Source organism: Pseudomonas sp. ICMP 3272, from assembly GCF_001466905.1.
Classification (GTDB): Bacteria; Pseudomonadota; Gammaproteobacteria; order Pseudomonadales; family Pseudomonadaceae; genus Aquipseudomonas; species Aquipseudomonas amygdali.
Genome location: NZ_LKEK01000006.1, coordinates 1 through 613 on the forward strand (window position 1 = coordinate 1; position 613 = coordinate 613).

Sequence of the window (613 nt, forward strand, 5' to 3'; positions counted from 1 at the left end):
AAAGTAATTTTTTGACTCTTGATTGGCTCTGCAGAGTGAATGATATAGTTAGCGCGTCAAGTGAAATGGCGTGTCGTTTAGCCTTTGAGCTTATATAGGACTGCTGGCGTGATATGAAAATATGAGTAAATGGCGGTTGCAGGAACCGAGTACAACATGGTCGTTGAGTTGACCCGACCGGTGCATTGATTGCCGGTAACGNGATGTCTCGCTGATCGCCGGCCAAAACCTCGACAACGTTGGCACCTTGCGTGCGGCCAATAACCTGTCAGCGGTTGCCGGTAACAATCTGGTCAACGCCGGCTTGATAGAGGCTGGTAACCGGCTCGATCTGCTCGCGGGTAATGACCTGATCAACACCGCTGGGGGCATCATCAAAGGTCGCGATGTATCACTGACCGCGATCAATGGCGACGTGGTCAACGAACGCAGCATCACCTCGATGGACAACAGCGCGCGCGGTCAGCGACATAACGAGTTCGCCGACAGTGCCGCGCGCATCGAAGCCGCCAACGACATGAGCATTTCGGCAGGCCGCGACGTCATCAACAAAGGCAGCGTGCTGGAAAGCGGCCGCGACATGAGCATCCAGGCCGGACGCGACGTCACCATT

Annotated in this window: 1 pseudogene; it reads left to right on the top strand. The window is 55.1% G+C overall.

Annotated features, from left to right (window positions below):
• Positions 1-173: 173 nt before the first annotated feature.
• Positions 174-613, top strand: a pseudogene (locus tag AO068_RS02300) (DUF637 domain-containing protein); the annotation flags it as partial.